Here is a 25,654-nt window from a genome sequence, read left to right as displayed (position 1 = left end):
CTAGCGGCAAGAAATGCCCTACCCAGTCCCGTCGTTTAGGCGGGACTATTTCCCATCTATTAAACGAAACGAAACGAAAGCACATCAAATGACCTCACAATTTATTCAAACCGCATTCACGGACTATACGGCCTTTGTCAACGCCCTGTCCGCGCACGCGGCCAACGCCGTCAAGACCAAGGGGCGCCATCTGGAGCGCAACAACGCCGCCCGGTTCCCCGTCTTCGCCAAGGCGTACGCCCGCAAGATCATCACCCCCGACCTATGGGAAGGGCTGAACGGCAACGCCAAAGCGCAAGAGTTCGCCGCGTCGGCGTACTTCCTAGATCACCAAGTGTTGATTGGTGAAATCCCCGCCCACCTACACGACGTAAAATTCGAATCACTTCTACAGCGTGCATGGTCGGAAATCTACATGGCGGAACACGGAATCGACAGCGAAGGCTATGACGAATTCCTAGGGCTAGCCGTGGAGTACGCCGAAAAGCGGCTTAACGATTTCATCCCACGCTTTGACGACGCAACGAAGGCCCTGGTAGAACAAGGGACCGCTGTAAAAGACTTCCTCGACAAGATCGCGGACCATGCCGCATGGTTCCTCCCTGTCGAGGCTTGGGAGGCTTGCAAAGACGACGCGGAGACGCTGGCAGAGTTCCACGAGATGCTATTTCTCCACGTCTATGCAGACATGTTTGAGGCTGTTGAGGACACTCCAGCCGAACCAACGCCCGCCCGCACAAAGGGCAAGAAATCGACTTCGCGGCGGTAATATCGGAGACGCCGCGCAACTCAAGGGGTATACCGGAGACGGTATACCCTCTTTTTTTGTGCCCATGTTCAGCGCTAGAGGCACTCATTAAAGTACTTTATTGCACCTCAACTCACATATTCGGCGTATCTGTGACACGATTGCACTCCAATGCCTCGATAGCTGCATCAAAAGCGTCTGGCGCAAGGTGCGCATATCGCATTGTCATTTGAATTGTGGCATGACCAAGTAATTTTGAAACAGTCAGCAACGGCACTCCCCGCATGACCAATCGAGACGCAAAGATATGTCTTAGATCATGCAGGTTCAGGTCATCCAACCTTGCATCTGTTGTAGCCTTGTACCATGCACCATGCGGATTACGGAACGGTGTGACCTTCGTCCCGTTCTTCACCTCCCGTAGCCGATCATTCCCAAGGGGGCGGTATAAAAACACCCGCTCCACTCCGCTCGGCTTGTTGGCGCGAAGGCGCCGGAACATGTCATCAACGCGCTTGGTCAGAGGCACGGATCGGGGCTTTCCCGACTTGGTATCCATGAACTTGACCAACGGGCGGGGGTGACGCTCCATATCGACGTTTGCCCAGGTAAGCGTCGTAGCCTCCGACAACCGTGCACCGGTATCGATGAGAAAGGTGCACAGGTCGCGCAGATGGACCGGGGAATGGATAAGGAGTCGATCCTCCTCCTCGTCGGTCAACCAGCGATACCGCTCATTGCTGAGCTTCAGGAGCTTGAAAGAGGGTAGAACCGCTAGAGCACCCCATTCCGTATGCGCTTTGCGCAGAATCGCTTTGATAGTCGCAAGGTACCGATTCGCCGTGGCTGGCGCTTTGCCAACGCCTAGGAGTCGGTCCCGGTACTCCACGATGGCAGGTGCGGTAAGAGTGCTGATAAGGGTAGCCGCGCCAAGTTCCGCCTTGAGGACGCTCAGAACGTACAAGTCACGCTTTGCCGCTCCTTCGTTCCTACGCGGCTCAATCACCGTCTTGAAGTAGCGGTCTATGGCGTCTCCCCACGCCAATTCGGGGATCTTACCCAAGAGGGCGTTGGCGCGAAGTTCCTCACGCCACTTGCGCTCCAATTCCTCGGCCTTGCGTTTCGAGGCGGACTCGCTGGAACGCCGGTAGCGCTCCCCCTTGTATTGGAACTCGATCCACCAGAACTCGGAACCATCCCGCTTGAAGACAGTCATACAGGCGCCTCCGCTGTGAGAGAGTCCCCACAGAACTCCCCACAGCGGGTTTGCCCTAGCCCAATCTAAGCAGCAACAGTACTGAGTTACCGTAGACTTAAGTCCTTGATATCATTCCCACTCGATGGTGCCGGGCGGCTTCGACGTGATGTCGTAGACCACGCGGTTGACGCCGCGCACCTCGTTGACGATGCGGTTCGACACGCGGGCCAGGAAGTCGTGCGGGAACGGGTACCAGTCGGCGGTCATGCCGTCGGTGGAGGTCACCGCGCGCAGGGCCAGCACATGATCGTAGGTCCGCCCGTCGCCCATCACGCCCACGGTGCGCACCGGCAGCAGCACCGCGAAGGCCTGCCAGATCGCGTCATAGAGGCCGGCGTTGCGGATCTCCTCCAGATAGACCGTGTCGGCCTTGCGCAGGATGTCCAGCTTCTCCGGGGTGATCTCACCGGGAACGCGGATGGCGAGGCCGGGGCCGGGGAAGGGGTGGCGCCCGATGAAGGCGGCCGGCAGTCCCAGTTCGCGGCCGAGCGCGCGGACCTCGTCCTTGAACAGCTCGCGCAACGGCTCGACCAGCTTCAGCTTCATGCGCTCCGGCAGGCCGCCGACGTTGTGGTGCGACTTGATGGTGACCGAGGGACCGCCGGTGAAGGACACGCTCTCGATCACGTCGGGATACAGCGTGCCCTGGGCCAGGAACTGCGCCCCGCCGACCTTGGCGCTCTCCTCGTCGAACACCTCGATGAACAGGCCGCCGATGATCTTGCGCTTCTGCTCCGGGTCGGTGACGCCGGCCAGCTTGCCCAGGAACAGATCGGACGCGCTCCGGTGAACCAGCGGGATGTTGTAGTGGTCGCGGAACAGCGTCACCACCTCCTCCGCCTCGCCGGCGCGCATCAGGCCGGTGTCGACGAAGATGCAGGTGAGCTGGTCGCCGATGGCCTCGTGGATCAGCACGGCGGCCACCGAGGAATCGACGCCGCCCGACAGGCCGCAGATCACCTTGCCGCTGCCGACCTGGGCGCGGATCTTCTCGATGGCCTGCTGCTTGAAGGCGGCCATGGTCCAGTCGCCCTTCAGCCCGGCGACGCGGTGCACGAAATTCGCCAGGAGCTGCGCGCCATGCGGGGTGTGCACGACCTCCGGGTGGAACTGCACGCCGTAGAACTGGCGGGCGTCGTCGGCGATGGCGGCGAAAGGCGCACCGTCGCTGACCGCCACGGCCTGGAAGCCGTCCGGCAGGGCGGTGACGCGGTCGCCGTGGCTCATCCACACCTGCTCGCGCGACCCGACCGCCCACAGCCCGTCGAACAGGGCGCAGGTCTGCTTCACCTCGATGAAGGCGCGGCCGAACTCGCGGTGGTCGGAGCCCGACACGGCGCCGCCGAGCTGGTGGCACATCGTCTGCTGGCCGTAGCAGATGCCCAGGACCGGAACGCCCAGCGTGAAGACCACCTCCGGCGCGCGCGGGCCGTTCTCTTCGGTGACGGAGGCCGGGCTGCCCGACAGGATGATCGCCTTCGGCGCGTAGTCGCGAATCCGCTCCTCGCTCATGCTGAACGGATGGATTTCGCAATAGACGCCGGCTTCACGGACGCGGCGGGCGATGAGCTGGGTCACCTGCGACCCGAAATCGAGGATGAGAACGCGCTCGGCGGACATGGACGACAACCTGATGCGGGGGGACAAGCCCCTGACTACCGCATTTCAGGCCCCGCGGACAAGCGTGCAAGCGGGGCGAGGTCGCGCCAGCCATAGGCGATCTCCACCAGCTCCGCCCCGGCGAAGCGGATGGGCCGTTCCGCCACCCGCACACCGCCCAGCCGCTCGTAGAACCAGCGGGCCGGATTCTCGCGCAGGCACCAGACCACGGCGGTGCGCTTGCCGCCCTCCTGGAGACGCTCCGCCATGGTCGCCATCAGGCGACGGCCCAGCCCCTGCCCCTGCGCCTCGTCCAGCAGGTAGAGGGCGTAGAACTCCCCCTCGTACCCCTCCACGGGAATGCGGCGCCCGCCGTAGGTGGCGAATCCCACCACCGAGTCCGCGCCGTCCACGACGACGAGGGCGCCCTGCCCCGGCCCGTGCGCCTGGACGGCGTTGTGCCAGCGCATCGCCGCGGCGGCTTCCGACAGATTGGCGAGATAAGCGTCGGGAACGAGGCCCGGATAGGTGGATTGCCATGTGGCGACGTGGACCTTGGCAATGCCCACCGCGTCCGACGGGCGCGCGTCGCGAATCACCAGCGCTTCATCCATGGGACACCTCCGGACCCGTTGCCCACCCCAATGGAAACTGGGAGCCGGGCCGGAGGATGTCCAGTCAGCCAAAAGGGCCGGGATGGTGCGACGGTGGATGGCCGCCGCACCGCCGGCCTTCGGGTTACTGGGCCGGAAGGGCCGGAACGCCCGCCTGCCACTGGTCCCAGTGGGAAACGATGTGGTCGGTCATGCGCGCGCCGACCAGCGCCACATTCTCCACCGTCTCGGCGAAGCCGCCGGCGGTCTCGCCCGGCTTCGGGTCGAGATGCTCCAGCGTGGTTTCCTTGGGGTTGCCCTGGTCGAAGTTGACGGCGCCGCGCAGGCTCATCACCCGGTCGGAGCCCAGCGTGCGCTTGATGACCAGCGTGATCGCCGCGGCCTCCATCTCGGTGATGACGTAATCGTCGGCGCCGTAGAGCTTGGCGATGTACTGCGCCTGCTCGGACATGCCGGGGCCGTGGAAGAAGGTGTCGCCGGTCATGTGCGTGCCGGTGCCGACGAAGGGCGCGCGCCGGGCGGCGTCCTGCGGGTAGCGTTGGCGGTAGGCGCGGGCGCTGTCGGAGTCCTTCAGCGGCGTGTCGCCGGTCAGCTTCATCGCCCAGGACACCAGCGCCGGGTTCAGCTGGAACAGGCGGACGGATTCGTAGCCCTTGCGCGGCATGAAGGTCGGCTCGCCCGGCTTGCCCTCCTCCGGCGCCCAGCGGTGGCCCAGATCGTAATCGACCAGCCAGGTCGCCCAGTTGACCTCGGCGATGGTGCCGCGCGACGGCGGCGTGCCGGCCACGCCGGAAATAATGAAATAGGCCTGCGACAGGTCGAGCTGCGGGTTCAGCAGGATGGCCTGCATGGACGCGGAGGAGCTGACCTTGCCCATGCCGAGAACCGCCCCGCAAACGCCGTCGGCGTTGCAGTGGACAGGGTTCAGCGCGCCCTTCACGGTGATCGGCGCGCTGGACTGCCAGTAGCGCTCGTACCAGTTCTGGAACTCGCCGGCCCGGTCGCCGGTGTTCTTGCCGATCTCGAACATGGCGCCGACGAACACCTTGACCTTGACCGGCTCAGCCGCTTCGGCGGAGGTGCCCAGCCCCAACAGGAAAAGGGCGGACAGGGCGGCGCTCCGCCAGCGGGACGTGTTCCACATCATTGCGCTCCAACATGCGGGGAAAGGTCGCACCCTAACCGCAAACCTCGCGCTCTGACCCGCACCGAATCAGCAGGCCCGTCCGTGTGTCCCCGCATGAGTGGCGGCGCTCGTCCTTTCTTGGGCTGGCGCGCATTCGCCGCTTTTTCGGCCCGCCGCCAATCTCCCTTACCATGTTGGTTTCGCCAAATCCTTAGCGGGGCGCCAGCTGTCACCTTCCGACGTGAGTCTGGCCGCCAACCAGTCACCCCATACCCCAGTATTCGTATATTTCATTAGCGCACAAATACTTAGATTTCTAACTTTAATATTTCATTATCAATCTTCGATTAAATTTCTAAATCAACAGATCAATAATAGATATTTCCTTTTCACTAGGGCCTCGGCCATCGATCAATGGAGTTTTCCAATGGCCCCCACAAGCGTCACATCGCCCGCCGATGTTCCCGTATATTTCCGAACTGGATCGGCATCGCGCTCAACGAACACATCCACACCTTCCGTCGCCACGACGACCGTCCGAAATGGCGGAGCCAGCGACAGCGTGGATCTCAGCGCTCTGGCAGCGGCCCTGAAAGGCAATGCTCTTACGATGTTCAACGAGGCACTGGGCGACGAGGATCGTCGGAAACTGGACGACGCCGTGCGCGCCGGCACTCTGACCGGCGATGAGGTGACGAAGGGTTTGACGACACGTCTGAAACGCATCGGTTTCGCGCAGTCCGGTGTCGATGTCGCCACCGTCGATCTCGATTCGGAGGCCGCCAACCGCTCTCTCGGCGGAGCGGTGCTCCTTCAGCGCGGCCAGCGCCGGTCCGACACGCCGACGCAGCCGGACAATTCCCCGATCCGCGTCGACAAACCTTCGGCATCGCCCTCCCCGGCGACTAGCAGGGATGCTCAGGCCAACGCCTACTTCCTCGCCATTGAGGATGGTGGCGACGATGCGTCAAAGAAGATCGCCGATCTCGGCATCAACCTAAGTCCGTTTGCCGCCTTCGGCGACGCGGTCCGTCGTCTGATTGGCAAGGGGGCCTTCGATTACCGGTAGGCTCACCTCTTCCGCTGCCAATCTCCTCACAAATCCATCGCGCAAAAATTAAATAACATCCTTCATTAATTTGCATCACAGAACAGTCCACAATCATATTGTCAATAATTGCATAGCATAAAGGAGATACAATGATCATTAATTTGAAATTATATTTTCCGTTATTCCATGTGGACGCCCGAGAATGATGGGTAATGACGATCAGGAGGCGGATCAATGACCAGCAGCTCAATCAGTTCCTCTCTTCACTTGTCCGCCACCGGATACTGGAAGCCTGTACAGTCCGGAACCGGTTCCTCCGGGCATCAATCTTCAAGCGTCGGGAGCGGCGAAAAGACGGATGCCGTGTCCCTGAGCAAGCTTGGGCAGGCCTTGAAGGGCGCCGCCGCCGATGTGTTCAAGCAACTCGACTCGAAGGCGCGCGGCATGTTGGAAGGACTCGTCAACTCGGGCGAGATCAGCGCCGAAGACGTTGTGACCGGGCTGAAATCGATGGCGACCAAGGCGACCTTCAACCGCTACGTCTCCGAACGCCCCCGTGACGAGGAGGACAAGCAGCGGCTCGCCGACTCAGAGGCCGCTTGGCAGAAACTGCAGGCCTATGGCAGTCGGATGTCCGGCGCGCTGTCCGAGGTCGGGCGCAAGACTCAGGAGATTCAGGAAGCCCAGCAGCGCGGCGAAATCTCGATGGACGAGATGAACGAACGCCTGAAGCCGGTCCAGGACGCGTTCAAGGGCGAGATCGCGGCGACCCGTGGCGCCTATGGAAAGCCGACCGATCAGACGGCCATTCTCAGCGATGCCAGCGGATTCACGAAAAACATGCAGGGCTTCAAATCCGCGCTGGCCTCCATGGGGAAGGACGCTGGCTTCGCGGATCTGTACGCGCCGGACGGCGAGGCCGCCGAACAGAAGCTTCAGGAACTCGGCTTCGACCGGACCGTCTTCGGCAACGCGTTCCAGAAATTTGCGGAAACCGTGGACATTCCTGGCATTGGGTCCAAATCCGCTGCCCCGGAGGCCGACGGCGCCGCTCCGACACCGGCGCCCGCCGCGGAAAGCAAGATTGCCACGGAGATGCCAGCCATCACGAACAAGCCGACCGCCGAAACCCCATCGCCGCCGGATACCGTCAGCAAGCCGGCTTCGAGCGACCCTGGCAACGCGCAGGCGGCGCTGTCCATGCTCCAATCGGCGCTTGCGTCGGGCGCGTCGAAAGGCGGAACCGGTGTCCTGGGCGCGGTTGCCGGAAACGCCAACGAAGGCCAGAACACGGTTGCCAGCGGCCTGCTGGAAGCCCTGAAGGCCGGAGCGGGAAAGCCGGAAACCGGAAACGCGCAGTCCGGCGACACACCGCCGGCCTGACGCATCCCACCGGGGAAGGCTCCCCCGCCGATGTTACCCCTCCGAAGGCGCCGGATCAGCCTCGGCCATCTGGTCCACCTCCACCGCGGTTTCCTCGTCCGCCTTGCGCACCATCACGGCGGCGAAGAAGCCGTCGGTGTCGTGGCGGGCCGGGGTCAGGCGCAGGTACGGCCCTTCGGCCGGCGGGGTGCCCGCACCCTCCTCCGCCCAGACCTCGGCGACCGGCAGCACAGTGAAGTCTGGGTGGGTCTCCAGGAAGGAGGCCACCTGCTTCTCGTTCTCCTCCGGCAGCAGCGAGCAAGTGGCGTAGATCAGCCGCCCGCCGGGCTTCACCAGCCGGGCCGCGCTGTCCAGGATGTTCGCCTGGAGCGGCACCAGTTCCGCCAGACCAGGGCCGAGCTGGCGCCAGCGGCTGTCGGGGTTGCGGCGCCAGGTGCCGGTGCCGCTGCACGGCGCGTCGACCAGCACGCGGTCGAACTTGCGCTTGTGGCGCTTCACCCAGGGGTCGCGCTCGCTGGACAGCGGGTGCGCCTCGATGTTGTGCAGACCGGCGCGGCGGAACCGCTCGGCGGCGCGCTTCAGGCGCCCGGCCAGCACATCGCAGGCAACGACGCGGCCCTTGTTCTTCATCAGCGCGGCGATGGCCAGCGTCTTGCCGCCGGCCCCCGCGCAGAAATCCACCACCTGCTGCCCCGGCTTCGGCGCCACCGCGATCGCGACGAGCTGCGAGCCCTCGTCCTGGATCTCGACCAGACCGTCCTTGAAAGCGTCCACGGTGCCCAGCGGCGGGCGGCCCTGGACGCGCAGGCCCAGCGGCGACCACTGCGTCGGCTCCGCGGTGATGTGGGCGCGGGCCAGCGCCTTGATCGCGCTCTCGCGGTTGGCCTTCACCGGGTTGATGCGCAGGTCGAGCGGCGCGGAGTCCAGCAGCGTCCGCATCTCCACCGCGAAGCGGTCGCCCATGGCGGCGCGCATCGCCTCCTCGGCCCAGGGGGGGCACTCCACGGCCACGCTTTCCGGCATCTGCGGATGCTCCAGCGTATGGGTGTCCAGCTCGTTGGCGAGCTTCGCCTCCTCCGGGGCCAGCGGGGCCGGGGCGAATTTGGTGGAGCCGAACAGAGCCTTCACCGTCGCGGCGGACTTGCCGTCGGCCAGGATCTCATTGGCGAGCGCGCGGGCGCGCGGGGTCGGCGGATGGCCCTGACGCTCCAGCCACCAGCACAGGCGGGCGTGCCGCCGCAGGATCGCGTACGCCGTCTGCGCCACCGCGGTGCGGTCTTTCGACCCGATGTAGCGGCGGGCGCGGAAATAGGCGCTCATCACCGCGTCGGCGGGGCGCGGGGTTTCGTCGATCTCGGTCAGCAGGTCGATGACCGCCTGAAGGCGGGCGGCGGGGGTCATGGGATGGTCCTCGGATAAATTCCCTGCTCGATAACCCGAGCGGGGGTCGGTTGTCATCCCCCGCGCACGCGCGGCTGCCTTTCGAGTCGCCTCAAGGGCCAGCACCCTGTGACAAGACGCCCGCCTTGAAACCGTCCGTGCGAAGAGCGGTTGACCGCAATCCCATGAATGAGGCAAAAAAGGGGTAGTTGTTCTTGTTTCAGCCGTCTTGGCCGCGGCAAGTCCAGCCATCCCTCGTCTTTGTCGTCTTCATTGAATCTTGTTGCGGGGTCCGCGATGGCGGCTGCGGTCGGCAGTGTCATGGCGCGTGCGGTGGCGCGCGTCTCCACCCTTCTTGCGTTCGGCCTGCTGGCGGGCTGTGCCGGCGACGCGGCGACCGGTTCGGGACCGGACGGTGGCGTCACCGCGGCGTCCTGGCGGCCGGGGATGGAAAAGGTTTCCGCGGACTTCCACGGCTTGGCGGGCTGGATCGACGACGACCACGCGCAGGCCCTGCCCGCCCTTCAGCGCACCTGCCGCTGGGTGGCGGCGCAGCCCGCCGGCAAGCCGCTTGGCTCCAACCCCGCCGCCGGCACCACCTCGGACTGGCGCCCGATCTGCGAGGCGCTGCGCGGGCTGCCCAACGCCGAGCCCGAAACGGCCCGCCGCTTCTTCGAGGATCACTTCACGCCCGTCGCCCTGTCCGAGGGGCAGGAAGGGCTGTTCACCGGCTATTACGAAGTCGAGCTGCGCGGAAGCTGGACCCGGACCGAGCGCTACAACGTCCCCCTCTACAAGGCGCCGAAGCGGACCAAGCGCGGCCTGCCCAGCCGCGCCCGCATCACCGACGGTGCGCTGAAGGGCAAGGGGCTGGAGATTCTGTGGGTGGACGACCCCATCGACGCCTTCTTCCTGGAAATCCAGGGGTCGGGCCGGGTGCGGATGAGCGACGGGTCGGTGGTGGCTCTCGGCTATGGCGGGCAGAACGGCCACCGCTACGTCCCCATCGGCCGGCATCTGATTGACATCGGCTACGCCACGCCGGAGCAGGTGACCATGCCGCTGATCCGCCGCTGGCTGACCGAGCATCCCGGCGAGGCCCGGCGGGTGATGAACATGAACCCGTCCTACGTCTTCTTCCAGCTCCGTCCCGACGTCGGCGCGCGCGGGGCGCGCAACATGGAGCTGACGGCGGGCCGCAGCCTCGCCGTGGACCCCGGCCATGTCCCGCTGGGCGTGCCGCTGTGGCTGGACGTCCGGGAGGCCCCCGTACCGCAGGGCGAGATCAAGCGCCTCGTCGTCGCCCAGGACACCGGCGGCGCCATCAAGGGGGCGGTGCGCGGCGACCTGTTCTGGGGCCATGGGGCGGAGGCCGCGGAAGGCGCCGGCGTGATGAAGGCGAAGGGCCGCTACACGATGCTGGCGCCGCGCACCACCTCCTTCACGCTGGCGCAACGCCGCTGAGGTCTGGTCATCGATGCTGGTTCGTTTGTCCGCCCTGCCCGACCGCGAGGCCGCCCTCGCCGCGTTGGAGGACATCTTCTTCCTGTCCACGCTGCGCAAGGACTTCGCCTCGGCGGCGGAGCGCGCGGACTTCTTTCGCACCTGGACGGGCTGGTATGTGGAGCGGGCGCCGGACGACGTGTGGTTCGCCTTGGACGGGGACGGCGCCATCCTCGGCTATCTGACCGGCTGCAAGGACAGCGCCGGAGCGGTGGACCTCGCCCGCATCATCCCAAAATACGAGGTCTTCGCCGACCGCTTCGCCGCATTCCCGGCGCACCTGCACGTCAACGTCCGGCCAAGCTATCGGGACCGCGGAATCGGACGGGCTCTCGTCGACGCCTACGCCGAGGATTGCCGGGCGGATGGCCTCCCCGGCGTCCACCTCGTCACCGCGGTCTTCGCCCGCAACGTCGACTTCTACCAGCGCGCCGGATTCATCGACGCAACCCAACGCGGCCCCCTGCTGTTCCTAGGCAGACATCTACGCTGAGCACTTTGCTAGGCGGGGTTGCCGCTGCGCAATATCGTGAGCAAAGGATCGCAAATCCATGACCTGCCAATCGATACATGCGGAAAGTCTCTGACAAAGAATCGGCCGCCGCCTCCGTTTCATCCACCTCTGTTTGTTGCTTTTAAGGCGACCGCGACCATGTCGATGCTCGCGCTTCTTGCGCGGATAAAATGAGCGTGTGACAATTCTTCAAGAATTCGAGGCACCTCAACCGAAAGCATTATCGGTGCACATGGGCCAAAATCTTTCGAATGTCATAGAACGGGCAAGGGTCGTCCCCGCAGGCATCGTTCGTCGGGAAACCGCTGTCTCCAGGAACCGGATCGGGTGCCCGGATGACTAAGGCTTGCAGCGGCATTTCCTGCGCTTCCGGCGCATCGTCCGCCAATTCGCCGGCCAATCCTGCGGGAACCGAAGCGGGCAGCCTGAGGTTCCCGCTGTTCGTGGCCCTGTGTTATGCAATCGTGTCGTCTGCATGGATCGCGGCCTCGGACCGGGCGGTCGACCTGCTGTTCGCCACGAACGTCACGACCATCCAGACCTACAAGGGCTGGGCGTTCATCGCCCTCACCGCGGGGCTTCTGTTCATCGTCCTGTGGCGCGAATGTCGTCGCCGGCATTCAGTGGAAACCGCACTGCGCGACCGCGAGGCCATCCTTCAGCGCGAGCGCAGCCTGTTCGAGGCGGTGCTCCGGCAAGCCCCCATCGGCATTTCCATCTCCAATGCTCCGGGTGGCGAGGGAATCATCCTCAACGACCGGGCCATCGCGATCACACAGGCGCCACCCACGACGGGCGAGGATGCGGCCCGCTACCAAGGCTATGGTGCCAGGCACGCTGACGGGTCTCCCTACGCCATGGAGGAATACCCGACCGTCCGCGCCCTGCGCGAAGGCGCGGCGATCGACTGGGAGCCGATGATCTACCATCGCCCGGACGGCCGCACGCTGGAACTGGACGTCAGCAGCGCCCCCGTGCGGGATGGCGACGGCCGCATCGTGGCGTCAGTGACCATTTTCGTGGACAACACGGACGCCAACGCCGCCAAGCGCGCGCTGGCCGAACGCGACGACATGCTGCGCACGACGACGGAGGCTCTGCCCGGCGCGTTGTTCGTGGCCGACCCAAAGGGCCGGAACATCTACTCCAACCAGAGCTTCCAGACCTACACGGGCCTGTCGGCCGACCAGCTTTCGGGCGAAGGCTGGATGCAGGCGGTGCATCCGGACGACCTTCCCGGCGCGCTGGCGGGTTGGGAGTCCGCCGTCGGACGCGACGCCCGCTTCGAGTCCGAACACCGCCTGCGCCGTTCTGACGGATCCTACCGCTGGCACCTCATCCTGGCCGTGCGGGAGACGCGGACCGGTCGCTGGATCGGCACCGGCACGGACATCCACGCCATCAAGAAAGCGGAACTGGCGCTGGCGCAAAGCGAGGAGCGGCTGCGCCGGGCCATTGAGGATGCCCCCTTCCCGGTCATGGTCCATGCCGAGGATGGCGAGGTGGTGCTGATCAGTCAGGCTTGGCTGGACACCACGGGCTACACCGCCGCCGAACTGTCCACCATCGGCGGCTGGCTGGAACGCGCCTATGGCGAGCGCTGCGGAACCATGCGCATGGACATCCAGCGTCTCCATCAGTTCGACCGCCCCATAGACGAAGGCGATTACGACATCCGGACCGCCGACGGACGCCGGCTCACCTGGGCGTTCCGATCCTCGCCCATCGGGCGCGACTCCAAGGGGCGGCATCTGGTCGTCAGCATGGCCGCTGACATGACCGGCCGCAAAGAGGCCGAAAGCCGCCTGCGTCTGCTGATGCGCGAGGTGGATCACCGGGCCAAGAATACGCTGGCGGTCGTGCAGTCCATCGTCCTGCTCAGCCGGACGGAGGACCCGAAGGAATTCGCGAGCGCGGTGGAGGGGCGGGTCACCGCCATGGCTCGTGCCCATTCCCTGCTGGCGGCCAGCCGTTGGTCGGGGGCCGACCTCGCCACCTTGGCACAGGAGGAGTTGTCCGCCTTCACGCAGGACATAATGTTCACCGTCTCCGGCCCGCCCGTGGCCATCGCGGCGGAAGCCGTCCAGTCCTTCTCGATGGTCTTGCACGAGTTGGTAACGAACGCCGTCAAATACGGAGCACTGTCGGTGACCGCCGGGCGTGTCGCCGTATCCTGGCGGGTGGACAAGGCGGCCGGCCTGCTGCGCGTGGAATGGACGGAGAGCGGCGGCCCGACGGTGGCTCCGCCGACCCGCCATGGCTTCGGCTCGATCCTGCTGGAACAGACCATCCTCAGCCAGATGCACGGCGAACTGGTCCTGGAATGGCCGCCCGAGGGTCTCAACTGCCGCATCGCGCTGCCCGGCGACTGCTTCGTGGTGAGCGGTGTCCATCCCGCGCGGAAACCGCCCCCCAAGGCGGTCAAAGACCAGAAGGCGGCGGACCCCGGCGCCCGCATCCTGGTGGTGGAGGACGAAGCCCTGACGGCCATGGGCCTGCAACAGGTGTTGGAGGACGCCGGATACCGGGTCGTCGGTCCAGTTGCGCGCGTCCAGGACGCCATCGATCTGGCCCGCACGTCGCCGCCGGACCTGGCGGTGCTGGACGTCAATCTGTTCGGCCAGCCGTCCTTTCCCGTGGCTGAACTGCTGGACGACATGGGAGTGCCATTCCTGTTCTGCACGGGCTACGGCAGCTTGAACACCACGAACGAACGACTGCGGCAGGCCCCCATACTCGCCAAGCCGGTGCCGCCGGACCGCCTGCTCCGCACGATCGGCGCCCTGCTCGTGTCCCGCATCCGGCCGGCCACCGGCGTGGTGCCGTCGTGACACCGGGGGCCGCTGCTGTCCCGGGTCGGCGCCCGACCCGACCGCGCGTCAAAAGGCCGGTGGGCAGCCTCCGGCCTTGAGCACCCGTTCCGTGGAGGCCGGGTTGTTGATGAGCTTCCCCGCCGGGCGGACGGGCCGTCGCACCAACTCGCCCCCACAATTCGGACAGAAGCCCTTCAGCAGGCGATCCCGGCAGTCGCCGCAGAAGGTGCATTCGAAGGAGCAGATGTAGGCGTCGCCGGACTCCGGAGGCAGATCCCGGTCGCAGCATTCGCAGTTCGGGCGCAGAGCAAGCATGATGGAACACCGCCTTTCCGTGGTTTCAGGATGATAGCAGCGCAGCGACGGCGGGAGAACCGGGCCGGCACCGGATCGGCCTTCCCAAGCCGGCGGCCGGCGCCTTAAGGTCCGCAGCGGCAACGACAACCGTCCGCCCTGGAAAGCCTGCCCTGGAAAGCCCGCTTCGCATGACCCGCCCGCCGCGCCTGATCGAAAGCCCGCAGAATCCGCAGTTCAAGCTGTGGGAGTCGCTGCTGGAAAGCCGTGGCCTGAAGAAGCAGGGCAAGTTCCTGCTGGCTGGGCTGAAGACGGTTCCCGAGGCGCTGGCCCGTTGGCCGGAGCGCTTTTCCACCCTGCTCGTCACCGACCCGGTGCAGGCCGAGGGCTGGCGCCTGCCCGCGGGGCTGGAAATCGTCCAACTGGCCCCCGCCCTGTTCCGCACCCTGGACGCCTCGGGCACCGGCTTTCCCCTGCTGGTCGGCACCGTGCCCGACGCACCGCCCATCGACCTCTCGCAACCGCCGCAGGGGCTCGAACTCGTCTGCGCGCTGGGCGACCCCAACAACCTCGGCGCCCTACTGCGCAGCGCCGCCGCCTTCGGCGCCCGGCGGGTGATCCTGCTCGACGGGGCGGCGCACCCCTACCACCCCAAATGCCTGCGCGCCGCGTCGAACGCCCAGTTCGAGCTGACCCTGCTGCGCGGCGGCCGGTGGGAGGACGTGAACCGGGCCGCCGGGCCGCTGGTCGCCCTGGACGCCGGGGGCGCCGACCTGGCGGCCTACCGCTGGCCGCGCGACGTCCGTCTGGTTCTGGGCGAGGAGGGCCAGGGCGTGCCCGCCACCCTGCCCGTTCAGCGCCTGTCCATTCCAACCACCGGGGCCGTGGAATCGTTGAACGCCACCGTCGCGGCGAGCGTGGCGCTGTTCAGCCACTTCACCGCCAACCGCTGACCTGAAGGCCTGGATCGCCGGCATGAAAAAGGCGAGGGGAACGCCCCCTCGCCTCTTCGAACCTCCGCCCGACGGACGCCCGATCAGCCCTGACGGTAGTTCGGGGACTCGTTGGTGATGGTGATGTCGTGGACGTGGCTTTCGCGCAGGCCGGCGTTGGTGATGCGGACGAATTCGCACTTCGTCTGCATCTCGGCGATTGACTGGCTGCCGGTGTAGCCCATGGCCGCGCGCAGGCCGCCGACGAGTTGGTGGATGACCGCCGACATCGGCCCCTTGTAGGGCACGCGGCCTTCGACGCCTTCCGGCACCAGCTTCATGGTGGACACTTCCTGCTGGAAGTAGCGGTCGGCCGAGCCGCGGGCCATGGCGCCCACCGAGCCCATGCCGCGGTAGCTCTTGTAGGAGCGGCCCTGGTAGAGGATGACCTCGCCGGGGCTCTCGTCGGTGCCGGCGAACAGGCTGCCCAGCATCGCCACGCTGGCGCCCGCCGCGATGGCCTTGGCGAGATCGCCCGAGAACTTGATGCCGCCGTCGGCGATCACCGGGATGCCCATCGTCTCGCAAGCCTCCACCACGTCCATGATCGCGGTGAGCTGCGGCACACCGACGCCCGCGACAATGCGGGTGGTGCAGATGGAACCGGGGCCGATGCCGACCTTCACCGCGTCCGCGCCGGCATCGACCAGCGCCTTGGCGGCCTCGGCGGTCGCCACGTTGCCGGCGATCACCTGGGTGTAGTTGGACATGTTGCGCGCCGCACGCACCTGATCCAGCACCTTCAGCGAGTGGCCGTGCGCGGTGTCGACCACCAGCACGTCCACGCCGGCGTCGAACAGCGCCTCGGCGCGGCGCAGCCCGTCCGGGCCGGTGCCGGTGGCGGCGGCGACGCGCAGGCGGCCCTGCGCGTCCTTGCAGGCGTTGGGATAGGCCTGGGCCTTCTCCATGTCCTTCACGGTGACAAGGCCGATGCAGCGATGGGCCTCGTCCACCACCAGCAGCTTCTCGATGCGGTGCTGGTGGAGCAGGCGCTTGGCCTCGTCCTGGCTGACGCCCTCGCGCACCGACACCACGTCCTTGGTCATCAATTCGCTGACCGGCTGGTTCGGGTTGGTGGCGAAGCGCACGTCGCGGTTGGTCAGGATGCCGACCAGCTTGCCGCTGCCGCGGGAGTCACGGCTCTCCACCACCGGAATGCCGGAGATGCGGTAGTCGGCCATGAGCTGGAGCGCGTCGGCGAGCGTCTGGCCCGGGGTGATGGTGATCGGGTTGACCACCATGCCGGACTCGTACCGCTTGACCTTGCGGACCTCTTCGGCCTGCTGCTCGATGGTCAGGTTGCGGTGGACCACGCCGATGCCGCCGGCCTGGGCCATGGCGATGGCGAGGCTGCTTTCGGTCACCGTGTCCATCGCGGAGGACATCAGCGGGATGCCCAGTTCGATGGTCTTGGTCAGGCGCGTCCGGGTGTCCACCTCGTTCGGCAGGACCGAACTTTCGGCCGGAACCAAGAGGACGTCGTCGAAGGTCAGAGCTTCGCGGATCGTGGACGAGCGGGCCATCGGCGGTCTCCCGGGAGATAAAAAGGGGCCGGAAAAAAATTTGGCGCACTATACACAAGACCGTGGGCTTGTGAAGGCGCCTGAACCACAAACTGTCGTGTGCCGGGCCTCATCCGCGCAAGCCAGCCATGACCTGCGCGAACGGGCCGCAGCCTGAGGTATACCTAGTCGTTCGCGTTGGCCCCACGGAAACCGGTGGCGACCACATAGGTTTCGGAGGATTCGGCACGGCTGGCCGGCGGCTTGGCGTGGCGCACCGTGGCGAAATCGCGCTTCAGCCGCTCCAGCAGGGACTTCTCCGCCCCGCCCTGGAACAGCTTGGCCACGAACGCCCCGCCGGGGGCCAGCACATCCTCCGCGAAGTCGTAGGCGGCCTCGGCCAGCGCCATGATGCGCAGATGGTCGGTGGCCTGGTGCCCGATGGTCGGGGCCGCCATGTCGCTGAGCACCACGTCGGCGGGGCCGCCCAAGGCTTCCTTCAGCCGTTCCGCCGCGCCCTCCTCCAGGAAGTCGGCCTCCATGGTGGTGGCGCCGGGCACCGGGTCCATCGGCAGGATGTCCAGCCCGACGACCTTCCAGCCCTCGCGCGCGGTCTGCACCTTGTCCACCGCCACCTGGGTCCAGCCGCCGGGGGCGGCGCCGAGGTCCACCACGCGCTTGCCCGGTCCCAGCAGATGGAACTTCTCGTCCAACTGGAGCAGCTTGAACGCGGCGCGGGATCGGAAGCCGCGCTTCGTCGCCTCATGCACGTAGGGGTCGTTCAGGTGCCGCTCCAGCCAGCGGACCGAGGAGGTGGAGCGCTTCGCCGAGGTCTTCACGCGGACGGTGGCGCGACGCCCACCCGGCTTCGAGGAGGATGGAGGCTTTCCAACCATGGTCTCACATTTCCTTAATAGATTTGCCGCGCCGACCCGATCAGCTCCACGAGGATGCCCTCGCGCAGGCCGCGATCGGCGATGCGCAGGCGCTCCACCGGCCAACAGTCGCACAGCGCGTCCAGCACCGCGCATCCGGCGATCACCAGATCCGCGCGGTCCTGTCCGATGCAGGGATGCCGTGCCCGCCCGTCGAAGTCCAGCGCGACGAGACGTTCGATGACCGCGCGGGCGTGATCAATGCGCAGAAAGCTGCCGTCCACCGCCCGCCGGTCGTAGCGGCAGAGGCCGAGATGCACCCCGGCCAGCGTCGTCACCGTTCCGGAGGTGCCGAGCATCTGCACCTGCCCGGCCAGCGTCCGCTCCCGGATGCCGTTGCGCGCTTCGAAGGAGGCGATGGCCGACGCGACCTCCTCCACCATGCGCCGGTACATGCCGCGGTCGGCGTCCGCGCCGCCGAACTGCTCCGTAAGGCCGATGACGCCGCACTGGATGGACGTCTGGTCGAGGATGCGCGGGGGCCGCCCGCGCTCCACCGCCAGCCACATCAGCTCGGTCGAGCCGCCGCCGATGTCGAACACCACGGCATAGGGCACGTTCGGGTCGAGCAGCGAGGCGCAGCCGGCGAGCGCGAGGCGCCCTTCCTCCTGGCTGGAGATGATCTCGATGGCGATGCCGGTTTCCCGCTCCACCGCGTCGATGAACTCGTTGCAGTTCCGGGCGCGGCGGCAGGCTTCGGTCGCCACGGCGCGCACCGCGGTGACGCCGCGCCGCTCGATCTTGGACCCGCAGATCTTCAGCGCGGCGAGGGTGCGCTCCATCGCCGAGACGGACAGCCGGTCGTTGCGGGTCAACCCCTCGCCAAGCCGGACGATTCGCGAGAAGGCATCGATGACGCGGAAGCCGCCGGGAATTGGACGCGCGATCAGCAGGCGACAATTGTTGGTGCCGAGGTCGAGGGCCGCAAAGACCGGGCGCGCAGGTGCCGACGAACGCAACCGTCCGGTGTCGTTCTGCCGTTCACTGTGCACCTGAAGGTCCACGTCTCCTCCCCGCCATGCTTAAGGGAGTCATCTTAACCCGGTTTCACGTCCCAGCGAAAGCCCACGAATGGCATTGATTTGTGTCCGCGCGTCCACACCAAGGTGCCAGCGGCGAAAAAAGGGCTATACAAGCCCTGCCCGCTTTGCTAAAAGGGCGGCCCACGACGGGACGCGGCGCAGCGCCACTCCCGGTGACGGTCTGGGGGATCGTCTAGCGGTAGGACAGCGGACTCTGACTCCGCCAGCCTAGGTTCGAATCCTAGTCCCCCAACCAACCTATTGAAATCGCTATCATTTTGCTGGTGACCCGGGTGGTGTGGTGCAATCGCACTACAGGCCGCCCCACACTCATTGGAGTGCGTGGTCATGCAGCATGTGTGTCGGCGGGCAGGCACATTTCACTTCCGGCGCCGCATCCCTGGGCGCCTGCAACATCGGCTCGGCGGCTTGGCCGAGGTCTACCGGTCGCTCGAGACCTCCAGCCCGCGAGTCGCGGCCTTTCGGTCCCGTCTCCTCTATCTCGAAAGCGAACGCCTCTTCGCTGCCCTGGATGGGGATCCGGCGCTCTCGGTTGAGGATGCGCGCCACCTGATGCGGGACATCATCGGCCCCGCAGCCTGGGTGCAGGCCGACCTGATCATTCGCCGCCCGGTCAGCGCGGGCGTCTCTCCACTGCTGTCGGTGACACCGGCACCCTGCCCTCCTGCCCTCTGCCAAGCACAGGCGACAGCAGCGTCAGCGGTTCCCGCCATCACGTCACCGACCGTGGCTGCGCCAGTTCCGGCACCGGTGTCAGGTGCCCCTTTGTTCAGCACGCTCACAGAGGCGCACATCTCGAACATGCTCGAGACGGGCGCCTGGGGCTCGCAGCAGACCGCACTCCAGGCCCGAGGCACCTTCCGCCTCTGGATCGAGTACCACGGGGACCAGCAGGCCGACCGCTACACACGCCGCCATGCCTCGGAATTCATGAAGGCGCTGGGCAAGCTCCCTCAGTTGCACGGACGCTCGCCGCACCTGAAGGGGACGATGCGCGAGAACATCGAAGTCGCTGCCCAGCTATCCCCCCGCAGCATCAAGCGGCCGAAGCTGCTGTCGATGAAAACGATCAAGCGCCACATGAGCGCTCTGCACGGCTACTGGGACTGGCTGCGTCAGCACGGGCACTACGAGTTCGACACCAACCCCTTTTCCGGCTTCGATTACCCGATTGCGAACGGCAAGCCCGCGTCCGAGCAGCGCGCGATGTGGACCGACCGCGACTTGAACCGCCTGTTCACCTCCCGGCTCTGGGTTGGCCCCGACGCCGATCGGCGTAGTGCCAACTTCTGGCTGCCGATCATCGGCCTGCTGACCGGGATGCGGCTCGAGGAGATCGCCCAGCTTCACACCTCCGACATCAAGAAGCGGGATGGCATCGACTTCTTCCTGGTCCACGCCGACGGTGATCTGCGTGTCAAGAACGCCAACTCTGTACGGGAGGTGCCAGCCTCTGGGATGCTGGTGGCGCTCGGCTTCCTGGACCTTGTCGAGGAACGCCGTCGGGCGCGCTGCAAGAGGCTGTGGCCTGATCTGCGGCCGAAGGGCCAGGACAGGCGCTTGGGGGCATACTACTCGGAGCGCTTCACCGTGTACCGGCGGGAGATCGGCGTCTACCGGCCCGGCGTCGATTTCCACAGTTTCCGCGGGACCTTCGAGACGCTGATCCTGAACGCCGGTGCGAACCCGGTGTTCGTCAAGGCGATCATGGGACACAGCACCTCCGACCTGATCGGGGAAGGCAGCCGCTATCTGAAGCACATCACGCTGAAGAACAAGCTGGAGGCGATGAACATGCTGAAGCTCGGCGTCGACTTGGGGCATCTGCTACCAAGCGCCTGAAAGACCGAGATCTTTCGGGTCACTGATGGACGCAATCGTACCGGAAATTGATGCACCGGACTTGAGTGGAGCAAGGATTTAGTTCCGGTTCGACACTGTAGCCACCTTGATCCAATCTGCGCTCAAGGAATCGTTAAGAGTGCTTTGCGGAGGCTCGACCCCGTGTGAGGCAACACGATGAGCCAAAGCGATGGCGGATCACGACCACGTTAAGGGGTTTGCGGAGACCCAAACAGGTGCACTGGCAACGGCGATCATCGACGAGTTCACGATGTGTTGCCGTGGTCCTGACGTGACCCCGGCGGAATACGCGCAGCGCCTGCGGCAGATCCTCGAGGCCCGCTTCACGGAGGAGGTGGGGGAATGACCAGACTTCTCGACCTGACCGCCTCCAACTTCCGCGGCTATGGCGCCACGCCGACGACGGTCAACCTCGACTCGGACATCATCCTGTTCTACGGGCCGAACGGCTTTGGCAAGACCAGCTTCGCCGAAGCCCTAGAGTGGCTGTTCTACGGCTCGACCCGGCGGCGCAAGCGCGGTGAGGTGCTCAGCGCCACCGAGTACGGCGGCACCTACGCCAACGCCCACGGCGGGCAGCCGGTCGAGGTCTCCGCGCGCGTCCGATTGGCCGACGGCCGCGAGGTCACGCTCACCCGGCGGATGACGGACCCGGCGGCGTCCGAGAACTCCGTCACCCTAATCGACGGCGCCCTGGGCGACTTCACCACGTTTGGCCTGCTGGTGCCCGACGCCGTCTACCCGGTGATCGTCCAGCACGGCCTCCAAACCTTCATCCATGCCCGCCCCAAGGAGCGCCGGGACGCCATCAGCGCGGCGCTGGGGCTCGACGAGATGGCGGCGTTCAAGACGGCCATCGACGGCGCCCGGCGTTCGTTCCAGGGAACCCCGCCACGTCCTGTGGTCGAAGCCAGGAACCGCTTGCGCCTGCTCGCGCCCTTGCTGGCCGACGTGCCAGAGACGGCGAAGATGGCGGCGCGCTGGGCGAAGCCGACGGCGGACATCGATCCGGCCAAAGACATTCCGGCTCTCGTCAAGGCGGCGAGGCGCCTGGGTGGCGCCAAGTCGGACGATCCGGCCACCCTGATCGCGGCGCTGACGGCGGCCCGTAGGGAGGCCGAGCGCGCGGTTTTCGACCTGACGAAGCTGACGCCAACCTCGGATATGGCCGCCTGCATCCAGCGTCTGCTGCGCGAACGGGGCAGCGCCGCCGAGGCTCTGGCAGCGCTGGGCAAGGCGGTGGGCGCCCGAGTCGCCGTGGGTGGCCGCGGCCCACGCGCAGGAGCGCCTAGCCTTCTGGCAGGCCGGACTGGCCCAGGCACCGGAGGGCGACGAGTGCCCCATGTGCGAGGCGGCCACGCTGACGGCGGAGCGGCGCTTGGCTCTCAGGATGCGGTTGGAGGCCGCCGCCCATCTGCTGGCCCGCACCCAGGAACTCCAGGTGAGCGTCGGGGTGGCCAAACGGCACCTCCAGCAGGTCGCGCAGGTCACCCGGATGTTGCCGCGCCCAGAGCTGAGCTTGGAGGACCTTGGATTCCTGAAGGCCCTGCTCACGGACGAGTCGGACGTGCTGAACGGGTTCATGGGCCGCTTCGACGCGGTGGAAACGGCATGGCGCCAGTACGATGCGGCATACGACGCCATGGCGACGCACGTCCATTCGTTGGTGACGCGGCTCGCCAACGGCCTGCAAGCTCCTGAAGTCGTCGCGGAGCAGGGTGCTCTGACCACCGCGGTCGAGGCTGCGGTCGTCGCACTCGCCGAGGCCCTGACCGGTTACCAGACAGGGTGGGACGGCTTCACCAAGGCCGTTGGTGCCCGTGTCTCCTCGAACACCGAGGTGAAGCGGCTGGATGCCCTGATTTCAGCGCTGTCGGCCGATCGGGAAATGCGGGCAATCACCGCCTATGACGCGGTCCTCGACCAGTCCAAGGCGCTGATGCAGGAGGCCGAGGCCTACCTTCAGAAGAAGCAGGTCGAGTTGCTTGGCGCCCGTGGCGACGAGGTGCGGGGCTGGTACGACCTGATGAATCCCGGCGCCGATGTCGGCTACGACGGCATGGAGCCCGGAACCGACCACGTGAAGCTGCACGCCCGAAGCTTCGGAGTCCGGATGGGGGCGGCCGCCAACCTGAGCGAGTGCCAGCTGAACTGCCTGGGGCTGGCTGTGTGGATGATGCGCGCCACCACGCCGGGCTCGCCGTTCGGCTTCGTGGTGTTCGACGACCCGATCCAGAGCATGGACGACGACCACACCGAGGCCTTCATCGGTTCGGTCGTCCCGCAGCTGCTCGACGGCCATGGCAAACAGGTGATCGTGCTGTCCCACGTCGAGCGCGTCGTCACCCGTCTGCGCGAACTCAACAAGGCGCGTTCGCTGCGGGTCTATAACTTCGACGCCTACAGTGCCGCTGGACCGGTCATCACGACCGAGGTGAAGCTCAAGAAGCTCATCTCGGAGATCAAGACGTTTGCCGATGGCAACGAGGCGCACCGCACCATGGCCGTTGACCGGCTGCGCGTGCTGGCCGAACAGTTCATCCGGGAACTCCACGCCAAGGTTCAGGGCGTTCCAGCTCCGGCCGAGTACGATAATGCGAAGCCGAGCGAGCTGTTGAAGCTGTTCCGTACGATCCCGGGCACGTTGCCTGCGGAGCATGACGGGCTCAAGGACACGGTCGGCTTCGCGGACCCGGCACACCACACCGAGGTCGGGTACGCCGCGCCGACGAAGGCCAACATCCTGACGCACCTGAACCGCATCGAGTGCCTGATGAGGAAGCACGGCATGTAGAAAAAAGAACGGCGTGTCGCTTGTCTCACCGGGATGCGCAATGTTTCCACCGGCACCTTAATGGCGCCCTCCCAACGGAACCTGTCGGCCTGGATCGCCCGCATGCTTCGAGCGTGTGGGTGGTGCTTGCAAGGAGGAAGCTGTAGCGCGCCCCTTGACCGGCTATGGACGACCGGGCTTGCGGCATGCTCACCTATGGGTCGGCAATGGCGATGTGGACGGCGGGATGCGCGACCTGATGATGAGCGAGGTCATCGGCGTACTCCAAGGCGACAGCCACGAAGAGCGGTCACGCCGACTCGTTGACCGAGCACTCCATCGAGCGCTGCATCCGACTGCGGGTTGACCTCCCTATTTCGCAGCGGCGCGGGACTGTGTGCTCGTCCTGATCATCGAAGTGTTGCGTTAAGTGGTGATAACTCTCTAGCCCCCGTCTGATGCCAGCTTGCCCTACAGGGCGTTCTTCTCGCGGTTGGCCTTGGCCTTGTCGTAGCCCTTGGCCAGCTCGGTGTTGTTGTAGATCAGCACCCAATACCCGGTGTCGCTGTCCTTCGCGCGCACGCTGAGTTCGATGCTCAGGCCGGGCGCGCTGTAGGTCGTGAAGTGCCAGCTCTTGCCGCCGTTGAGGCCCGCCAGAAAGTAGCGCGCCTCGTCGTAGATGCTGCCACCGGTACGGTGGGTCGCCTTCCCCTTGCCGTACTTCTCCGTCAGGATGTCGTTCAATTCCCCGTAGCGCGCCTTGACCTTGAAGCCGTACGGGTCGTTCGGGAAGTCCTCGCTGGCCGCGATCACCTTCCACAGCCGGTTGTCGAAGCCGAAGTCGACGACGACCGTCTCCACACCGGCGACCAGCTTCGACAGGCCGCTCGCGGAGAACCGCTGGCTGCCCTCGTTGGTCGGCACCTCGGCCAGCTTGATGCCCTTGGCTTCCAGCTCCTCCTTGGACAGCCCCCACTCCAGCCCGAACGGGGCGGCCGCTACGGCCGGAGCCGCGGGGGACGAGGGAGCCGCCTTGGGCAGGTCGGCGGCCAGAGCGGGTGAAACGGCGCCGAGCGCCAAGCCCATCACGACAGCGGCAAAACGGTTCATGCTTCCCTCCACGCTTACAGGGCTTCTTTGTCGGTCACGACGGCGCCGGGCGGCCCCTTGGGCTTGGGCGCGGCGTCGCCCGCCAAGCTCGGCGGTGCCGCCGTCAGCCCGTGTTTGATCGACAGCCGCCGCTGCTCGAGCATGGCCAGCGTCATCCGCTCCGTGGCGACGCGGCTGAGAATGGTCACGTAGATCAGCCCGCCGGTGTAGCGCGACGCCTCGCGCTCGCCCGCTGCGATCGAGGCGCGGGTCGCGGCGATGTCGGCGTCAAGGGGCGCGAGGACTTCCGCCGCCACGGCGACGGCCGCGACGGGGGGCAGGCCTGGAGCCGGGGGCAAGCCATGCTTGAGCGATAGGAGGCGCTGCTCCAGCGCGGCCAGCGTCGCCTGCTCGGTGGCCAAGCGCTGGAGCAGAGTGACCTTGATGAGGCCGCCACTGTATTGGTCGGCGTCCTTCCGGGTGTCGGCGATGACGCGACGGCGCTCGGCAATGTCCGCCTCGAGCGCGGCGATCGCGTCCTTGTCGGCGGCTGGAACGGCCGCTGAGGGAGTTGGCGCCGTCGGCAGGGCGACGCCGTACTTGAGTGCAAGGTGGCGTCGTTCCAGCAGCGCCAGGGTGGTCTCCACCAGGCTCAGGCTGGCCAGCTGCTGCGTGTGGATAGTCCCAGCGCGCACTTCGTCCACCGCCGCCTTTCGCTCGGCCAGGGTGGCCCGCTGCTGGGTGATGTCGGCTTCGAGCGCCGCCAGCTGGTCGGCGTTCGCGGTAGGGGCAGCCGCGCCGGTCACCGTATAGCGCAGGTCGACGAAGCGCAGCGCGGCGGCCCGACGCTGCTCGAGCATGTCGCGGGTCTGGGCGCGGATGGCGGCGCTCAGCGCCTGCTCCGCCTTGACCTGCGGGTCCTCCGAGTTCTGGACGGGTGCCGTCTCGGCCAAGGCGGCCAAGTCGCGGTCGAGCTCGGCCGTTGATGGCGGCAGGCGGCTGTGAAGCTCCCAGGCCAGATAGGCGTTGGCGGCAACGCCACATGCCAGGAGAATGCTCAGCGTTTTGGTGGCCACGGTCACGACATCCTCCAACCATGAGCGGGACCGTGACATCGTGAGCGATACAACCACAGAACGTCAACGATGAAGCGGAATGCACATTTAATACCCAG

22 protein-coding genes and 1 tRNA gene are annotated in these 25,654 nt (G+C 66.2%); 12 read left to right on the top strand and 11 right to left on the bottom strand.

The window, feature by feature from the left end:
- Positions 1–88: 88 nt before the first annotated feature.
- Positions 89–769, top strand: a complete 681-nt coding sequence (locus tag JJL56_RS02280) for a hypothetical protein (protein WP_200484042.1) — start codon at positions 89–91, stop codon at positions 767–769.
- Positions 770–881: 112 nt separating this feature from the next.
- Here the strand turns inward: JJL56_RS02280 and JJL56_RS02275 are convergent, their stop codons facing one another.
- From JJL56_RS02275 to JJL56_RS02260, 4 genes are all read right to left on the bottom strand, one after another.
- Entirely contained in the window at positions 882–1,964 is a 1,083-nt protein-coding gene (locus tag JJL56_RS02275; protein WP_200484041.1) for a tyrosine-type recombinase/integrase, read from the bottom strand.
- A gap of 111 nt (positions 1,965–2,075) precedes the next feature.
- Positions 2,076–3,626 carry a glutamine-hydrolyzing GMP synthase gene (gene guaA, locus JJL56_RS02270; RefSeq protein ID WP_145623801.1) on the bottom strand — a complete coding sequence of 517 codons (1,551 nt, stop codon included), beginning with the start codon at positions 3,624–3,626 and terminating at the stop codon, positions 2,076–2,078.
- Positions 3,627–3,661: 35 nt separating this feature from the next.
- Complete coding sequence (locus JJL56_RS02265) at positions 3,662–4,219, bottom strand: GNAT family N-acetyltransferase (RefSeq protein ID WP_200484040.1); 558 nt, start codon at positions 4,217–4,219, stop codon at positions 3,662–3,664.
- A 124-nt stretch (positions 4,220–4,343) separates the two neighbouring features.
- Complete coding sequence (locus JJL56_RS02260; protein ID WP_247890904.1) at positions 4,344–5,366, bottom strand: purine-nucleoside phosphorylase; 1,023 nt, start codon at positions 5,364–5,366, stop codon at positions 4,344–4,346.
- Positions 5,367–5,907: 541 nt separating this feature from the next.
- Here JJL56_RS02260 and JJL56_RS02255 point away from each other — a divergent pair.
- The gene (locus tag JJL56_RS02255) at positions 5,908–6,414 is read left to right on the top strand and encodes a hypothetical protein (RefSeq protein ID WP_345772531.1); all 507 of its coding nucleotides are present in this window, start codon (positions 5,908–5,910) and stop codon (positions 6,412–6,414) included.
- A gap of 216 nt (positions 6,415–6,630) precedes the next feature.
- Positions 6,631–7,779 carry a hypothetical protein gene (locus JJL56_RS02250; RefSeq protein ID WP_247890903.1) on the top strand — a complete coding sequence of 383 codons (1,149 nt, stop codon included), beginning with the start codon at positions 6,631–6,633 and terminating at the stop codon, positions 7,777–7,779.
- 33 nt (positions 7,780–7,812) lie between these two features.
- Here the strand turns inward: JJL56_RS02250 and JJL56_RS02245 are convergent, their stop codons facing one another.
- A complete protein-coding gene (locus JJL56_RS02245) occupies positions 7,813–9,180 on the bottom strand; it encodes an RsmB/NOP family class I SAM-dependent RNA methyltransferase (protein ID WP_200484039.1) in 1,368 nt (455 codons plus the stop codon).
- A 276-nt stretch (positions 9,181–9,456) separates the two neighbouring features.
- Between JJL56_RS02245 and mltA the strand changes: the two genes are divergently transcribed.
- The 3 genes from mltA (at position 9,457) to JJL56_RS02230 (ending at position 14,007) form a co-directional block, all read left to right on the top strand.
- Positions 9,457–10,623: a murein transglycosylase A gene (mltA, locus tag JJL56_RS02240; protein ID WP_200484038.1), complete on the top strand. Its 1,167-nt coding sequence runs from the start codon at positions 9,457–9,459 to the stop codon at positions 10,621–10,623.
- Between the two features lie 13 nt (positions 10,624–10,636).
- Positions 10,637–11,155: a GNAT family N-acetyltransferase gene (locus JJL56_RS02235; protein ID WP_145623805.1), complete on the top strand. Its 519-nt coding sequence runs from the start codon at positions 10,637–10,639 to the stop codon at positions 11,153–11,155.
- Positions 11,156–11,640: 485 nt separating this feature from the next.
- Positions 11,641–14,007, top strand: coding sequence for a PAS domain S-box protein (locus JJL56_RS02230; protein WP_200484037.1), 2,367 nt, complete (start codon positions 11,641–11,643; stop codon positions 14,005–14,007).
- 48 nt (positions 14,008–14,055) lie between these two features.
- Here the strand turns inward: JJL56_RS02230 and JJL56_RS02225 are convergent, their stop codons facing one another.
- On the bottom strand, positions 14,056–14,304 hold the full coding sequence (locus JJL56_RS02225) for a DUF1272 domain-containing protein (protein ID WP_200484036.1): 249 nt from the start codon (positions 14,302–14,304) through the stop codon (positions 14,056–14,058).
- 170 nt (positions 14,305–14,474) lie between these two features.
- Between JJL56_RS02225 and JJL56_RS02220 the strand changes: the two genes are divergently transcribed.
- On the top strand, positions 14,475–15,236 hold the full coding sequence (locus JJL56_RS02220; protein WP_200484035.1) for a TrmH family RNA methyltransferase: 762 nt from the start codon (positions 14,475–14,477) through the stop codon (positions 15,234–15,236).
- An 83-nt stretch (positions 15,237–15,319) separates the two neighbouring features.
- Here JJL56_RS02220 and guaB read toward each other — a convergent pair whose 3' ends face one another.
- The 3 genes from guaB to JJL56_RS02205 form a co-directional block, all read right to left on the bottom strand.
- Positions 15,320–16,798: an IMP dehydrogenase gene (gene guaB, locus JJL56_RS02215; protein ID WP_145623808.1), complete on the bottom strand. Its 1,479-nt coding sequence runs from the start codon at positions 16,796–16,798 to the stop codon at positions 15,320–15,322.
- A 164-nt stretch (positions 16,799–16,962) separates the two neighbouring features.
- Positions 16,963–17,673, bottom strand: coding sequence for an RlmE family RNA methyltransferase (locus JJL56_RS02210; RefSeq protein WP_200484034.1), 711 nt, complete (start codon positions 17,671–17,673; stop codon positions 16,963–16,965).
- A 14-nt stretch (positions 17,674–17,687) separates the two neighbouring features.
- Positions 17,688–18,716, bottom strand: coding sequence for a Ppx/GppA phosphatase family protein (locus tag JJL56_RS02205; RefSeq protein WP_200484033.1), 1,029 nt, complete (start codon positions 18,714–18,716; stop codon positions 17,688–17,690).
- 200 nt (positions 18,717–18,916) lie between these two features.
- Here JJL56_RS02205 and JJL56_RS02200 point away from each other — a divergent pair.
- The 5 genes from JJL56_RS02200 to JJL56_RS02180 all read left to right on the top strand — a co-directional run bounded on the left by JJL56_RS02200 (position 18,917) and on the right by JJL56_RS02180 (position 23,412).
- Positions 18,917–18,990, top strand: a tRNA-Gln gene (locus tag JJL56_RS02200).
- A 92-nt stretch (positions 18,991–19,082) separates the two neighbouring features.
- Positions 19,083–20,597 (top strand): DUF6538 domain-containing protein, encoded by a 1,515-nt coding sequence (locus tag JJL56_RS02195; RefSeq protein WP_345772530.1) that lies wholly within the window; start codon positions 19,083–19,085, stop codon positions 20,595–20,597.
- Between the two features lie 190 nt (positions 20,598–20,787).
- Positions 20,788–20,964: a hypothetical protein gene (locus JJL56_RS02190; RefSeq protein WP_200484031.1), complete on the top strand. Its 177-nt coding sequence runs from the start codon at positions 20,788–20,790 to the stop codon at positions 20,962–20,964.
- Positions 20,961–22,319, top strand: coding sequence for an AAA family ATPase (locus tag JJL56_RS02185; protein WP_200484030.1), 1,359 nt, complete (start codon positions 20,961–20,963; stop codon positions 22,317–22,319). The genes JJL56_RS02190 and JJL56_RS02185 overlap by 4 nt, the downstream gene beginning before the upstream one ends.
- Positions 22,201–23,412: a hypothetical protein gene (locus tag JJL56_RS02180; protein WP_200484029.1), complete on the top strand. Its 1,212-nt coding sequence runs from the start codon at positions 22,201–22,203 to the stop codon at positions 23,410–23,412. Before JJL56_RS02185 ends, JJL56_RS02180 begins: the two co-directional genes overlap by 119 nt.
- 450 nt (positions 23,413–23,862) lie before the next feature.
- Here JJL56_RS02180 and JJL56_RS02175 read toward each other — a convergent pair whose 3' ends face one another.
- The gene (locus tag JJL56_RS02175) at positions 23,863–24,501 is read right to left on the bottom strand and encodes a hypothetical protein (protein ID WP_200484028.1); all 639 of its coding nucleotides are present in this window, start codon (positions 24,499–24,501) and stop codon (positions 23,863–23,865) included.
- Between the two features lie 14 nt (positions 24,502–24,515).
- Positions 24,516–25,562: a hypothetical protein gene (locus JJL56_RS02170; RefSeq protein ID WP_200484027.1), complete on the bottom strand. Its 1,047-nt coding sequence runs from the start codon at positions 25,560–25,562 to the stop codon at positions 24,516–24,518.
- Positions 25,563–25,654: the final 92 nt, after the last annotated feature.

Source organism: Azospirillum aestuarii (assembly GCF_016632405.1).
GTDB lineage: Bacteria > Pseudomonadota > Alphaproteobacteria > Azospirillales > Azospirillaceae > Azospirillum > Azospirillum aestuarii.
Note: the sequence above shows the minus strand (reverse complement) of the source record. Positions and strands in the feature narration are given on the sequence as shown.

Bases quoted from the DNA above. Each gene is read 5' to 3' on its own strand.
- JJL56_RS02280 (WP_200484042.1), top strand. From the start codon at position 89: ATGACCTCACAATTTATTCAAACCGCATTCACGGACTATACGGCCTTT.
- JJL56_RS02275 (WP_200484041.1), bottom strand. From the start codon at position 1,964: ATGACTGTCTTCAAGCGGGATGGTTCCGAGTTCTGGTGGATCGAGTTC.
- guaA (WP_145623801.1), bottom strand. From the start codon at position 3,626: ATGTCCGCCGAGCGCGTTCTCATCCTCGATTTCGGGTCGCAGGTGACC.
- JJL56_RS02265 (WP_200484040.1), bottom strand. From the start codon at position 4,219: ATGGATGAAGCGCTGGTGATTCGCGACGCGCGCCCGTCGGACGCGGTG.
- JJL56_RS02260 (WP_247890904.1), bottom strand. From the start codon at position 5,366: ATGATGTGGAACACGTCCCGCTGGCGGAGCGCCGCCCTGTCCGCCCTT.
- JJL56_RS02250 (WP_247890903.1), top strand. From the start codon at position 6,631: ATGACCAGCAGCTCAATCAGTTCCTCTCTTCACTTGTCCGCCACCGGA.
- JJL56_RS02245 (WP_200484039.1), bottom strand. From the start codon at position 9,180: ATGACCCCCGCCGCCCGCCTTCAGGCGGTCATCGACCTGCTGACCGAG.
- mltA (WP_200484038.1), top strand. From the start codon at position 9,457: ATGGCGGCTGCGGTCGGCAGTGTCATGGCGCGTGCGGTGGCGCGCGTC.
- JJL56_RS02235 (WP_145623805.1), top strand. From the start codon at position 10,637: ATGCTGGTTCGTTTGTCCGCCCTGCCCGACCGCGAGGCCGCCCTCGCC.
- JJL56_RS02225 (WP_200484036.1), bottom strand. From the start codon at position 14,304: ATGCTTGCTCTGCGCCCGAACTGCGAATGCTGCGACCGGGATCTGCCT.
- JJL56_RS02220 (WP_200484035.1), top strand. From the start codon at position 14,475: ATGACCCGCCCGCCGCGCCTGATCGAAAGCCCGCAGAATCCGCAGTTC.
- guaB (WP_145623808.1), bottom strand. From the start codon at position 16,798: ATGGCCCGCTCGTCCACGATCCGCGAAGCTCTGACCTTCGACGACGTC.
- JJL56_RS02210 (WP_200484034.1), bottom strand. From the start codon at position 17,673: ATGGTTGGAAAGCCTCCATCCTCCTCGAAGCCGGGTGGGCGTCGCGCC.
- JJL56_RS02195 (WP_345772530.1), top strand. From the start codon at position 19,083: ATGCAGCATGTGTGTCGGCGGGCAGGCACATTTCACTTCCGGCGCCGC.
- JJL56_RS02190 (WP_200484031.1), top strand. From the start codon at position 20,788: ATGGCGGATCACGACCACGTTAAGGGGTTTGCGGAGACCCAAACAGGT.
- JJL56_RS02185 (WP_200484030.1), top strand. From the start codon at position 20,961: ATGACCAGACTTCTCGACCTGACCGCCTCCAACTTCCGCGGCTATGGC.
- JJL56_RS02180 (WP_200484029.1), top strand. From the start codon at position 22,201: ATGGGCCGCTTCGACGCGGTGGAAACGGCATGGCGCCAGTACGATGCG.
- JJL56_RS02175 (WP_200484028.1), bottom strand. From the start codon at position 24,501: ATGAACCGTTTTGCCGCTGTCGTGATGGGCTTGGCGCTCGGCGCCGTT.